A 13,037-nucleotide genomic window follows, 5' to 3' on the forward strand; every position below is an offset into this window, starting at 1 on the left:
ACCGGACGAACCCTTGCTGGAAGGTGATGACATGACGGCGACCACGGTGCGCAGCGACGAGGCGACGCGCGGCCTCGGCGTGACCTTCGAGCACGTGGAGCACAGCTTCATCCACGGCAAGCGGGCCGTGAAGGTCCTCGACGACTTCAACCTCGACATCGCCCCATCGGAGTTCGTGAGCATCGTCGGCCCCTCGGGCTGCGGCAAGACCACGGCGCTCAGCATGACCGGTGGCCTGGTGCGCCCGCGCGTCGGCTCGGTCCGGCTCGGCGGCCAGGAGGTCACCTCGACCTCGCAGGACGTCGCCTTCCTCTTCGCCCGCGACGCCCTCCTGCCGTGGCGTCGGGTGCGCAGCAACGTCGAGCTCGGCCTCGAGGTGCGCGGCGTCCCGAAGAAGGAGCGGCGCGAGCGGGCCACCGAGTGGCTCAAGCGGGTCCGGCTCCACGACTTCGCCGAGTCCGACGTCCTGCACCTCTCGCAGGGCATGCGGCAGCGGGTCGCCATCGCGCGGACCCTGGTGCAGAGCCCGAAGGTCGTGCTGATGGACGAGCCCTTCGCCGCCCTGGACGCGCAGACCCGCGCCTTCCAGCAGGAGGAGTTCATCCGGCTGTGGGAGGCCGAGCGGCCGACGGTCATCTTCGTGACCCACGACCTGGAGGAGGCGATCCTGCTGAGCGACCGCGTCATCTTGATGGCAGCCCGGCCCGGCCGGATCATCGCCGACATCGAGATCGGCCTGGAGCGTCCGCGCACCCAGGAGATGCGCACGTCCTCCGACGTCTTCCGCCAGCACTTCGAGGAGCTTTCCGACCTGCTCCGCAAGGAGGTCCTGGCCGTGGACTCCGCCCAGGGGGACAAGTGAGCGAAGCGCGCTTCGCCGCGTCCGACGGTACGACGATCGCCCACCGCACCTTCGGCAACGGTCCTCGCGTCGTCACCGCCCTGCACACCCTCAGCCTCGACGGCTCCTGGTACGCCCGCCTCGCCGAGGCGCTCGGGTCGTCGTACCGCGTGGTGTGCCCGGACTTCCGGGGCCACGGCGGCAGCGACGAGGGCCCGGAGCCGATGACCCTGGCCCGGCTCGCGGCCGACGTCGTCGACCTGTGGGAGCACCTCGGCATCGACACCTCGGTCGTGCTCGGCGTCTCGATGGGCGGCATGGTCGCCCAGGCCGTTGCGGCGAGTGCCCCGGACCGGGTCGAGGCGCTGGTGCTCACGGCGACCGGCGGCGGGTTCGCCGAGGACGCCCGCGAGGGTGCGCTCCAGCGCCTGGCCGGCGTCCGCTCCGCCCCCGACATGGGCGCCCTGGTGCCGGTGACGCTCGAGCGCTGGTTCGGCGACGCGGCCGCGGCCGACGACCTGGACCGGGCCCGGGACGCCCTCGCGCGGACGAGCACCCGGATCCACGCGGACGCCCTCGAGGCGATGCTCGACGTCGGCCGGTTCGGCCCACCCGAGCCCGCCGTGCCGACGCTGGTCGTCGGCGGCGACGCCGACGTCAGCGCTCCGCCGGCGGCGATCGACGCGCTGGCGGCCAAGTACCCCGGCTCACGGCGCGTGTCCGTGCCCGGCCCCCACCTCTTCGCGCTCACCGACCCGGCCGTCTTCGCGGCCGAGGTCCGGGCGTTCCTCGACGAGCACCCCATCGCTGACCGGGAGACCCCACGATGACCAGCACCATCCCGAGCTTCCCCACGATCGAGGAGATCCGCGCCCGCGCGGCCTCGACCGAGGTGCCGGCGCTCCTCATGACCGTCGCCCACGTCACCGGCGACGTGTCCGTCCTGCGCGACGAGTGGCGCCCCGACCCGGCGCTTCTTCCCGCGAGCGGCCTGGCCCCCGAGATCGCCGACGCCGCCCGTGCCCACGCCCTCGACCGGCTCGAGGCAGCCCTCGCCGAGGACCGTCCCGTCTCCGTCGAGCCGCCCGCCGGCGTGCTCGAGGCGATCGGCCGGTGGAGCCTGGGCGAGACCGCCGACGGCATCGACGACCTCATCGAGGCGGCGTTCGTGCCCGACGGCGTCGACCCGCGGGCGCCGCGCTGGACGCTCGAGGAGCTCGCCCCGGGCCGCACCTTCGACGTCGCCATCGTCGGCACCGGCATCTCCGGCCTGCTCTCCGCGCTGCGGATGAAGCAGGCGGGGATCCCGTTCACGATCTACGAGAAGGGCCACGAGGTCGGCGGCACCTGGAGCGAGAACACCTACCCGGACTGCCGCACCGACGTCCACAGCCACATCTACACGTACTCGTTCCACCCGCACGACTGGCCGTCGTACTTCTGCCGGCAGTCGGTGATCCTCGACTACCTGCGTGGGTTCGCCGAGAAGAACGGCCTCCTCGAGCACATCCGGTTCGGTACCGCGGTCGCCGCAGCCGCCTGGGACGAGGACTCCCACACCTGGTCGGTCACCACGGTCGACGAGGAGCAGCGCGAGACGACCACGTCGTACTCCGTGCTGATCAGCGCCGTCGGGCAGCTGAACCGGCCGTCGATCCCGGCGATCGAGGGCCTCGAGAAGTTCGCCGGCCCGGCCTTCCACTCCGCCGAGTGGGACCACTCCGTCGACCTCGCCGGCAAGCGCGTGGCGGTGATCGGCACCGGCGCGAGCGCCCTGCAGTTCGCCCCGGCTGTCGCGAAGATCGCCGAGCAGGTGACCATCGTCCAGCGCAGTGCCCCGTGGCTGATGCCGACGCCGGAGCTGCGCCGGGACATCGGGGCCGACGAGCGCTGGCTGCTCGCCTGCCTGCCGCTCTACCGGGCCTACTACCGGCTCTCGATCTTCCTGCCGCGCGTCATCGGCCAGCTCTCGGCGGTCACCGTCGACCTCGACTACCCGCCGACCGAGCGCGCCGTCTCCGCGGAGAACGAGCAGCTGCGGCGGGTGCTGACCGACTACCTCCTGCAGCAGGCCGGCGAGCGCACCGACCTCGCCGAGGCGATCGTCCCCGACTACCCGCCGGGCTCGAAGCGGATCGTGCGCGACGACGGCACGTGGGTCGCGACGCTCAAGCGCGACAACGTGCGGCTCGTGACCGGCGGCGTCACCCGGGCCGACGAGACGGGGATCTGGACCTCGGGCGGCGAGCACGTCGAGGCCGACGTGATCCTGTTCGGCACCGGTTTCAAGGCGTCGGAGTACCTCATGCCGATGCGGATCACCGGCCGCGACGGCCGCGACCTGCACGAGCTGTGGGGCATCGACGCAGCGGCCTACATGGGCATCACGATCCCCGGGTTCCCCAACCTGTTCTGCGCCTACGGTCCCAACACCAACCTGGTGGTGCACGGCAACCTCGTCTTCTTCCTGGAGTGCCAGGCGGCGTACGTCGTCGACGCGATCCGGATGCTGCTCGAGGGCGGCCATCGCTCGATGGACCTGCGCGCCGACGTCTTCGAGGCCTACCAGGACGAGATCGCCGAGCAGAGCGCCCTGCGTGCCTGGGGCTGGTCGAAGACCCACAGCTGGTACCACAACGCCGAGGGCCGCTCGACGGTCATGTGGCCGCTCCCCGCGCAGCGCTACCTGCACGGCACCGCCGCCGCGCAGCCCGAGCTCTACGACATCGCGTGACACCAACAGGAGAGACATCCCCGTGATCCAGACCGAGACCGTCGTCGTCAACGACCTCGAGACCCGCTACCTGCACGGCGGCCCGGAGGGCGCGCCCGTCGTGGTGTTCCTCCACGACGGGGCGTGGGGCGCGAGCGCCGACGTCACCTGGAGCGGCGTGCTGCCGCTGGCCGCCGAGCGCTTCCGCGTCATCGCCCCCGACCTGCTCGGCTTCGGCGGCAGCGCCAAGGCGATCCGGCTCGACCAGGCGCCCTTCGGCTTCCGGCTGCGCCACGTCCTCGCGCTGCTCGACCAGCTCGGCATCACCGAGCCCGTGCACCTGGTCGGCTCGTCGTTCGGGGGCTCCGTCGCGCTGCGCGGCCTGACCGACCCGGCGCTGCGGGCGCGGATCGCGTCGGCCACCACCATCAGCGGCACGGGCGGTCCCTGGCGGACCGAGGCGGGTGCGGCGCTCGGCCCCTTCGACGGCACGGAGGCCGACGTACGACGCATCGTCGGGCTGCTCGTCGACGACTACGCCGGCATCGACGACCAGGTCCGCGAGCGCTACCGGTGGGCGGTCGTCCCCGGTCACTACGCCGGCGTGATGGCGATCCACACGCCCGTCCCGGAGGCGCTGCAGGTGGAGCGCCCGGCCGACCCGTACCCCGCATCGCTCGGCGGCGTCCAGCAGCCGGTGCTGCTCGTCGCCTGCACGCAGGACCCGCTCGTCGACCAGGCGTGGACCGGTCACCTGCGCGAGGTCCTGCCGCAGGCGCAGGTCGCCGAGCTGCCGCACAAGCACTCGCCCAACATCTCCCACCCCGAGGAGACCTGGCAGGTGCTGGAGGACTTCCTCGCCGGCGTCGCCGGTCTGACCCGCGAAGGAGCCACGAGTGCTGCCGAGTGACCCGCTGCACCCGGTCGGTGCGACCGAGGTCGACCACTCCGCGCTGTTCCGCCTGGACGGCCGCACCTACGCGGTCATCGGTGCCGGAGCGGGGATCGGCGAGCACGTCGCGCGCACGCTGGTGTCGATGGGCGCGCAGGTCGTCTGCGTCGACATCGACGAGGCGAGCGTGCGCGCCGTCGCCACCGACCTGAAGGCGATCCACGTCGTCGCCGACGTGACGACGGAGAAGGGCGCCGCGGCGCTCGCCGCGGTCGTCGGTGCCGAGGTCGACGTCCTCGACGGGTACGTCGACGTGATCGGCCAGATGCAGCGCAAGGCCTTGGGTGACTTCAGCCTCGCGGAGTGGGAGCAGGACCTGCGGGTCAACCTGCACCACGCCTTCCTGCTCGGCCAGACCCTCGCTCCGCGGGTCGCGCAGAGCCCCGCCGGGGCGATCGTGCACGTGTCGAGCGTGATGGGCGCCCGTGCGGGGCGTCGTTCGCCCGGCTACGGGCCGGCCAAGGCCGCGCTGGAGATCTGGGTCAAGCAGCTCGCCGCCGAGTACGGCGACCGCGGGGTCCGCGTCAACGCCGTCGCACCCGGCCTGTTCCTGTCCCCACGCTTCGTGAGCGGCCCGGGTGCCCAGGCCGAGCCGATGCTCTCCGCGCGCACCATGCTGGGCCGGCTCGGGCAGCCCTACGAGGTCGCGGCCACGGTCGCCTTCCTGCTCTCGCCCGCCGCCGGCTACATCACCGGCGCCACGATCCCGGTCGAGGGCGGGTCGCTGTCCACGGACTCGACCGGCCTCGACGACCTCCCGCTGTGACCCCGGTCTCACAAGGCCTATCAGCCCGATAGCCGTTCTGACGGGGTCCCGTCCTTGACTGGCGAACCGGGTCGCACGAGGATCGGGAAACCGGTTCGCGCAAGGTCGAAAGAGCGCGAAAGCCGCTAGAAACAAGGGAAATCTCCGCTTCGGTCGAGGCGGTCCCAGCTCTCTCTCGGATCACCACAAGGAGTGGACATGACCGGATCTCAGCGATCCATGACCTCGCGCCGGGGCTTCCTGCGCTACACCGGGATGGGCGCGCTCGCGATCGGGTCGGCCGGCCTGCTCGCCGCGTGCGGCGACGACGGCGGCAGCGCCGCCGGCAAGGGCGGCGCGGCCGGGGCGCTCACGAAGCCGACCCGGTTCCGGATCGCCAGCGCCCCGGGCGACAACTACTTCCTCGACCAGGTCAACGTCTCCGAGAAGCAGTTCGAGGCCTACAACCTGCAGATCGGCAAGCTGATCTTCCCGCAGAGCGGCGTGCAGGCGATGCAGCTGCTCGCCGGCGGCGGCGTCGACGGCATGGTCCAGGACCCGATCCTGACCATGGCCAGCTACGTCAACGGCCAGAAGGGCAAGCGGCCGGTCATGGTCGGCATGCGGATCCCCGAGACGACGTACTCCATCGTCGCGAACGCCGGCACCGACTTCCCCGACGACTCGGCGTCCTTCGAGGACAAGATGAAGGCGCTCAAGGGCAAGCGGGTGGGCGTCGCCGCCGTCGGGGCGGGCTCGGACCAGCAGCTCAAGCTGGCCCTCGAGGCGGCGGGCATGACCTACGACGACGTCGAGCACGTCGGCGTCGGCCAGTTCGCCTCCGGCATCGCCCAGATGAAGGCCAAGCGGCTCGAGGCCTACGTGACGGTCACCTGGGCCACCACCCGGCTCGCCGCCGCGCAGACCGGCGGCCGGGTGTACGTCGACTTCCTCGCCGACAGCACGCCGGAGGTCCTGCGCAACCAGCAGGTGCAGTACTTCATCACCCGGGAGGACTTCCTCGAGAAGAACCCCGCCGTCATCCAGGCCTGGCTGGACGCCCAGACCGAGGCCAAGGACTGGGTCGTCGCCAACCCCGACAAGGCCGCCGACCTGCTCAACAAGACGAGCTTCGACGGCAAGGGCGAGCAGTTCGCCAAGGACTACATCACCCACTTCACCGACGTCGTCGTGCCGAAGATCCAGCCGGACTGGAGGGTCCCGAAGGACGCGGTCGACTTCATGATCGACATCGCCGTGCAGCTCGGCACCGTCAAGGAGGGCCAGGTCTCCTACGAGGACCTGGTCGCCGAGTCGGCCCGGGCCTGACGACCCCTGCCGGACCCGCGCCCCTTGGGGGTGCGGGTCCGTCGCCGGGTCTAGCATCGCGACATGCGGTTCGAACAGCTCAGCTACCTGGAGGCCGCCCTCCGCACCGGGTCCTTCCGGCAGGCCGCCAAGGAGCTCGGCGTCTCGCAGCCGACGATCACCATGCAGGTGCAGCGGCTCGAGGAGGACCTCGGCGTCATCCTGGTGCTGCGTGACGCCCACGGCGTGCGGCCGACGTACGCCGCCGAGCGGATCCTGCCCCACGTCGTGGCCGCCATCCGGGCCGAGCACGCGATGCGCCAGGAGGCCAGCTCGCTGGAGAACCTGAAGGTCGGCAACCTGCGCCTCGCGGTCGTGCCGACCGCCAGCGACACGATCATGCCGGGCGTCGTGAAGCGGCTGCACGACGAGCACCCGAGCATCCGCTTCGAGGTCGCCGAGGGCGGGTCCGACATGGTCCGCCACGGCGTCCAGACCGGTCACTTCGACGCCGGACTGCTGACCTACCTCGGCTTCGACGAGCTCGCCGACGACCTCCACTACGTCGACCTGCTCACTGGCCACCTGGTGCTCTGCGTCCCCGAGGACCACCCGATCGCCGACAAGGACGAGGTCACCGCCGCGGACCTCGCCGGCGAGCCCCTCGTCTTCTTCTCCAAGGGCAGCATCCTGCGCCGCGCCTTCGAGAGGCTCGTCGCGGACGTCGAGACCAACGTCGTCTACACGACCGACGGCGTGAAGGCCGCCCAGCGCATGGTGCAGGCCGGTGTCGGCATCTCGCTGGCCAACACCCTCTCGCCGTACACCGCCAGCGGTGACGGCGTCATCCTCGTCCCGATCCGCGAGGACTGGGCCCGCGCCACGCTCGCGGCCGTCGTGCGCAAGGACGAGGCGCGCCCTGCCGTCGTGCAGACCTTCCTGCGCCTGCTCAAGGAAGCCGCGCACCCTCCCCGCCGATAGCGCTTCGGTATCACCCCGCCAGTCACTCCGATCTTCCCGCCCCTCGCCGGATCCCGTGAGACTGCGTGCGTTGCGTCACAACGCCGCAGATCCTGCGTACGCCGATGAGGAGAAGGTCCCGTGTCAATCGATTCGAGCACGATCCCGGTCCAGGAGCTGGCCTCGCGGGTCGTCGAGGACGCCCTCCAGTCCGGCCTCCAGGTGCTGCCGGAGTACGTCGGGAAGATGCTCCTCGCGGCCGGCGGCATCGCCGTGCCGGCCGGTGTCGAGATCGTCGACGTCGACGAGGTCCCGGCCGGCCTGGCCGGGCCGTTCGCGGTCAAGGCGGTCTCGACCACCCTGGTCCACAAGACCGACGCCGGCGGGGTCCGGATCGGTGTCGGCCGTGACCAGCTGGCCGCCGAGACGGCCGCGATCCGCGCCAGCCTCGCCAACGCCGGGCACGAGTGCGAGGGCTTCCTCGTCGAGCAGATGGCGCCGAAGGGCGAGGAGGTCGTGGTCGGTGCGGTCCGCACGGAGGGTCTCGGCTGGGCCGTGATGGTCGGCCTCGGCGGCGTGTTCGTCGAGGTGCTCGAGGACGTCGCGTTCGGCGTCGCGCCGATCACCCGCGACCAGGCGGCCGCCATGCTCGCCGAGCTGCGCGGCCTCCCGCTGCTGCAGGGTGCGCGTGGCCGCACGCCGGTCAGCACCGACGCCCTGGTCGACGTGATCGTCGGGCTCGCCGGCGCCGACGGCCTGCTGGGGGCACTCCCCGCGCAGGTGCGGGAGATCGACCTCAACCCGGTCATCGTCTCGTCCACCGGCGCGGTCGCGGTCGATGCCCGGTTCGTGCTGGACGCCGAGGCCGAGGACGACGCGACCGACCACGCCGCTGACGAGGCCGCCGACCTCGGCCCGCTCTTCGAGCCGCGCCGGGTCGCGGTGCTCGGCGCGAGCGCCAAGGGCACCAACGGCGGCACCCTGTTCATCCGCAACCTGCTGGGCTACGGCTTCCCGGGCACGATCGTCCCGATCCACCCGAGCGCGGAGAGCATCGAGGGCATCGCCGCCGTGCCGTCGCTGGCCGAGGCCGGCGACATCGACTACGCCTACGTCGCCCTGCCGTCGGGCGCGGTCGCCGAGGCCCTCGCCGCGGCCGAGGGCCGGGTCCGCTTCGCCCAGGTCATCTCCAGCGGCTTCGCGGAGACGGACGAGGGCGTCGAGCTGGAGCGGGACCTGGTCACCCGGATGCGAGCGCTCGGCACCCGGGTGATCGGCCCGAACTGCCTGGGCACCCACTCGACCAGGGGTCGGATCACCTTCGTCCCGGACGCACCCAAGGAGGTCGGCGGTGTCGCCGTCCTGTCCCAGAGCGGCGGCCTCAGCGTCGACATCCTGCGCCTCGGCGAGGCCCGCGGTGTCGCCTTCCACAGCGTCACCAGCATCGGGAACAGCGCGGACCTGACCGCCGCCGAGATGCTCGAGCACCTCCTCGACTCGCCGGACACGCGCGTCGTCGGGCTCTACCTGGAGTCCCTCGCCTCCGGCCGGGCGGTGCTCGACGTCCTGTCCCGGCGCGCCGACGCCAAGCCGGTCGTCCTCCTCGCCGGCGGTCGTACGGCGGACGGGTCCCGTGCGGCGACCAGCCACACCGGTGCCCTGTCCGGCCACCACCGGCTCTGGCCCGCGCTCGCCCGCCAGGCCGGTGTCGAGCTCGTCGACACCCTCGGTGACTTCGTCAACGTGCTCGCCGCGATGGACCTGCTCGACGGCGGGTACGCGGTCGACAACAACGAGGTCGTGCTCTTCGGCAACGGTGGTGGCGCCAGCGTGCTCGCCGCGGATGCCATGCAGCGGGTCGGGCTGACCACCCCGCGCCTGCCCGACGCGACCATCGCTCACCTCGACGGCCTCGGCCTGCCGCCCGGCAACGGCCTGGCCAACCCGATCGACGCCCCGGCACCGACCTTGGCCGTCAACGGCGGCGCGGTCGCCAGGGACATCCTCGGCGCGGTCCTCGACGCGACCCGTCCGGCGGCCGTCATCTCGCACTTCAACGTCGGCATCATCCAGCGCAACATGGGCGCCACCCACGGCGACGTGACCGGCACGCTCATCGACGCGATCGCCGCCGCCCGGGACGCCGGGCCTGCGCCCTGCCACCACCTGATGGTGCTCAAGAGCGACGGCAAGGCCGACATGGAGGCGCTGGTCCGCGACTACGCCCTGCGGGCCCGCGAGCGCGGGTTCCCCGTGTTCGCCGAGCTCGAGGAGGCCGCCGTGGTGGCCCGCGCACTCGTGCGCCGCGGTCGTCGTACGGCCTCGTCCACCCACTGACACACCCAGCAACCCAACCGAAAGAGGGCGACGTCGCCATGGAGCAGTCCCTTGCTGCCAAGCACCACGAGGAGCGCCGCGCAGCGGCCCTGGCGATGGGCGGGGAGGCCAAGCTCGCCAGGCGGAGGGCCGCCGGCGTGCTCAACGTCCGCGAGCGGGTCGACCTGCTCGTCGACGAGGGCACCTTCCACGAGCTCGGCCTCTACGCGACCTCGCCGGTCGACGCCGACAAGGACGTCACGCCGGCCGACGGCAAGGTGACCGGGACGGGCGACGTGGGCGGGCGCCGTACGGCGCTCATCGCCTACGACTTCACCGTCAAGGGTGCCTCGAGCAGCTCGGTCAGCAACAAGAAGATGGCGCACCTCAAGGACATGGCCGCGCGCTGCGGCATGCCGCTGGTGTTCCTCACCGAGTCGACTGGCGTCCGGATGCCCGACGTCATGGGCGGCACCGGCATGGGCAACGGCAACGAGAAGGACCGCTTCCGCCGCAACCGGCAGAGCCCGTGGGCGACCGCCGTGTTCGGGTACGCCTTCGGCTCGGCCACCTGGCACACCGTCTGCGCCGACTTCGCGGTCTTCCGCAAGGGCACGGTGATGGCGGTGTCCAGCCCCGGGCTGGTCAGCCGCGCCACCGGCCAGGAGGTCGACGGCGAGGTCCTCGGTGGCTGGAAGGTCCACGCCGACGTGACGGGCCTGGCCGACGCCGTCGCCGACACCGACGAGGAGGCGATCGCGCTGGTGCGGCAGTTCCTGTCGTACCTGCCGGCCCACAACGGCGAGGCGCCGCCCGTCGTCGCCGTGCCGGAGGGGTCGGGCAGCCGGGCCGAGGAGCTGCGCACGCTGGTCCCCGAGTCGCGCACCCAGGTCTACGACATGCGCAAGGTGCTCGAGGTCGTCGCCGACGAGGGCAGCGTCTTCCCGATCAAGGCCCGCTTCGGCAAGAGCCTGGTCACCGCGCTGGCCCGGGTGGACGGCCGGACGGTCGGCTTCATCGCCAACAACCCGATGTTCAAGGGGGGCGCCATCGACGCGGATGCCTGCGACAAGGCGACCAGCTTCCTGGTGCTCTGCGACTCCTACAACATCCCGGTCGTGTTCATGGTCGACCAGCCGGGCTTCCTGATCGGCCTCGAGGCCGAGCGCAACAAGGTGGCCGGCAAGGTGATCAACTGGATGAACGCGCTCTCGCAGGTCACCGTCCCCAAGGTGACCGTGATGCTGCGCAAGAACTACGGCCAGGCCTACGTCAACATGGGCGGCGCCGGTACGGCGGACGCCAGCGCCGCCTGGTGGTCCGCGGAGGTCAGCTTCATGGACCCGCGCTCCGCGGTCGGTGTCGTGCACGGCATCACCGAGGAGGAGCACCCCGAGGAGTACGCCCGCCGCCTCGACGAGATGGCCCGCGACTCCACCGGCTACGACGTCGCCCGGGTCTACGGCGTCCACGACGTCATCGACCCAGCCGACACCCGCGACTACATCGTCCGCTCGCTGCGCGACAACCACCTCGCCCGCACCAACGGCGTCGGTGAGCACCTGCTCAGCGGCTGGCCGACGAGCTTCTGAGAGGGGCACCGACGATGACGAACCCGCTTCCCCAGCGCGTCCTGGTCGCCAACCGCGGCGAGATCGCGCGCCGCGTGATCGCCACCTGCCGCCGCCTCGGCGTCGGCTCGGTCGCCGTGCACCACGCGGTCGACGCCGGCCTCCCCTTCGTGGCGGAGGCGGACATCGCGCACGAGATCACCGGCGACGTACCGGTCAAGGCCTACCTCGACGGCGCCCAGCTGATCGAGGTGGCGAGGTCGACCGGAGCGACCGCGATCCACCCCGGCTACGGCTTCCTCGCGGAGAACGCCGACTTCGCCCAGCAGGTGACCGACGCCGGCCTGACCTGGATCGGCCCGACGCCGGAGTCGATCCGCACGATGGGCGACAAGGTCGAGTCGCGCCGCGTCGTCGCGGCGCACGGCGTCCCCGTCAGTGGCGGCGCCGACGACGCGCTCGCCTCCGTCGAGGAGGCCGTCACCGAGGCCGCCCGGATCGGCTACCCGGTCATCGTCAAGGCGTCCGGCGGCGGTGGCGGCATCGGGATGGCCGTCGCCCACGACGAGGAGCAGCTGCGCAAGGCGTTCGAGAGCACCCGCTCCATGGCCGAGCGCAGCTTCGGCTCCGACCGCGTCTTCGTCGAGCGCTTCGTCTCGACCGCCCGGCACATCGAGGTCCAGGTGCTCGGCCGCGCCGACGGCAGCATCGTCGCGCTCGGCGAGCGCGACTGCTCGGTGCAGCGCCGCCACCAGAAGCTGGTCGAGGAGTGCCCGGCCCCACACCTGTCCGACGACGTACGCCGACGGCTCCACGAGAGCGCCGTGCTGGCCGCCGGATCGGTGGGCTACCTCAACGCCGGCACCGTCGAGTTCCTCCTCGACACCGTCACCGAGGACTTCGTGTTCCTCGAGATGAACACCCGGATCCAGGTCGAGCACCCGGTCACCGAGCTCACCCACGGCGTCGACCTCGTCGAGCAGCAGCTGAGCATCGCGCAGACCGGCACCACCACCGCCGACTTCGCGCCGGCCCTGAAGGGGCACGCCATCGAGTTGCGCATCTGCGCCGAGGACCCGAAGCGCTTCTTCCCGAGCCCGGGCGACATCGACGTGTGGGAACCTCCCACGGGACCGGACATCCGGCTCGACGCCGGCTACGCGCAGGGCACCACCGTGACGCCGTACTTCGACCCGATGATCGCCAAGCTCTGCGTCCACGCCGACACCCGCGAGCAGGCCGTCGAGCGCGCCCGCGCCGCGGCCGCTGCCTTCGAGATCGGCCCGCTGACCACGAACCTGCCGTTCCTGGTCGAGCTGCTCGACTCGGCGGAGTTCAGCGCCGGTCGCTACGACACCAACATCGTCGCCAACATCAAGAGCAAGTAGAAGAGGAGCCGTCCCGTGCCGGAGACGATCAGCGCCGAGATGAGCGCCAACATCTGGAAGATCCTGGTCGCCCCCGGCGACGCGGTCGAGGAGGAGACACCGCTCATCATCATGGAGTCGATGAAGATGGAGATCCCCGTCCTGGCCGAGTCCGCCGGCGTCGTGGTCGCGCTGCGTGTCGCCGAGGGCGACATGGTCAACGCCGGCCAGCCCCTCATCGACATCACCACGGACTGAGGGGAT

Annotated in this window: 11 protein-coding genes; all 11 read left to right on the forward strand. The window is 71.7% G+C overall.

All coding sequences use genetic code 11. From position 1 onward, the window contains the following. Positions 1 to 31 precede the first annotated feature (31 nt). The 11 genes from BJ958_RS21875 to BJ958_RS21925 all read left to right on the forward strand — a co-directional run bounded on the left by BJ958_RS21875 (position 32) and on the right by BJ958_RS21925 (position 13,031). Positions 32 to 862 (forward strand): ABC transporter ATP-binding protein, encoded by an 831-nt coding sequence (locus BJ958_RS21875; RefSeq protein ID WP_179728950.1) that lies wholly within the window; start codon positions 32 to 34, stop codon positions 860 to 862. Further along, positions 859 to 1,671 (forward strand): alpha/beta fold hydrolase, encoded by an 813-nt coding sequence (locus tag BJ958_RS21880; protein ID WP_179728951.1) that lies wholly within the window; start codon positions 859 to 861, stop codon positions 1,669 to 1,671. Before BJ958_RS21875 ends, BJ958_RS21880 begins: the two co-directional genes overlap by 4 nt. Then, the gene (locus tag BJ958_RS21885; RefSeq protein WP_179728952.1) at positions 1,668 to 3,575 is read left to right on the forward strand and encodes a flavin-containing monooxygenase; all 1,908 of its coding nucleotides are present in this window, start codon (positions 1,668 to 1,670) and stop codon (positions 3,573 to 3,575) included. The genes BJ958_RS21880 and BJ958_RS21885 overlap by 4 nt, the downstream gene beginning before the upstream one ends. A 22-nt stretch (positions 3,576 to 3,597) precedes the next feature. Next, positions 3,598 to 4,464, forward strand: a complete 867-nt coding sequence (locus tag BJ958_RS21890) for an alpha/beta fold hydrolase (RefSeq protein WP_179728953.1) — start codon at positions 3,598 to 3,600, stop codon at positions 4,462 to 4,464. After that, on the forward strand, positions 4,451 to 5,272 hold the full coding sequence (locus tag BJ958_RS21895; RefSeq protein ID WP_179728954.1) for an SDR family oxidoreductase: 822 nt from the start codon (positions 4,451 to 4,453) through the stop codon (positions 5,270 to 5,272). Before BJ958_RS21890 ends, BJ958_RS21895 begins: the two co-directional genes overlap by 14 nt. A gap of 198 nt (positions 5,273 to 5,470) precedes the next feature. Then, on the forward strand, positions 5,471 to 6,580 hold the full coding sequence (locus tag BJ958_RS21900) for an ABC transporter substrate-binding protein (RefSeq protein ID WP_179728955.1): 1,110 nt from the start codon (positions 5,471 to 5,473) through the stop codon (positions 6,578 to 6,580). 63 nt (positions 6,581 to 6,643) lie between these two features. Next, the gene (locus BJ958_RS21905) at positions 6,644 to 7,540 is read left to right on the forward strand and encodes a LysR family transcriptional regulator (RefSeq protein ID WP_179728956.1); all 897 of its coding nucleotides are present in this window, start codon (positions 6,644 to 6,646) and stop codon (positions 7,538 to 7,540) included. 120 nt (positions 7,541 to 7,660) lie between these two features. Then, positions 7,661 to 9,856 carry an acetate--CoA ligase family protein gene (locus BJ958_RS21910; protein ID WP_179728957.1) on the forward strand — a complete coding sequence of 732 codons (2,196 nt, stop codon included), beginning with the start codon at positions 7,661 to 7,663 and terminating at the stop codon, positions 9,854 to 9,856. Between the two features lie 38 nt (positions 9,857 to 9,894). Continuing rightward, positions 9,895 to 11,427, forward strand: coding sequence for an acyl-CoA carboxylase subunit beta (locus tag BJ958_RS21915; RefSeq protein WP_179728958.1), 1,533 nt, complete (start codon positions 9,895 to 9,897; stop codon positions 11,425 to 11,427). Between the two features lie 14 nt (positions 11,428 to 11,441). Then, positions 11,442 to 12,794, forward strand: a complete 1,353-nt coding sequence (locus BJ958_RS21920; RefSeq protein ID WP_179728959.1) for an acetyl-CoA carboxylase biotin carboxylase subunit — start codon at positions 11,442 to 11,444, stop codon at positions 12,792 to 12,794. A gap of 15 nt (positions 12,795 to 12,809) precedes the next feature. Next, positions 12,810 to 13,031 (forward strand): biotin/lipoyl-binding carrier protein, encoded by a 222-nt coding sequence (locus BJ958_RS21925; RefSeq protein ID WP_179728960.1) that lies wholly within the window; start codon positions 12,810 to 12,812, stop codon positions 13,029 to 13,031. The last annotated feature ends 6 nt before the right edge of the window (positions 13,032 to 13,037 follow it).

Source organism: Nocardioides kongjuensis, assembly GCF_013409625.1.
Classification (GTDB): domain Bacteria; phylum Actinomycetota; class Actinomycetes; order Propionibacteriales; family Nocardioidaceae; genus Nocardioides; species Nocardioides kongjuensis.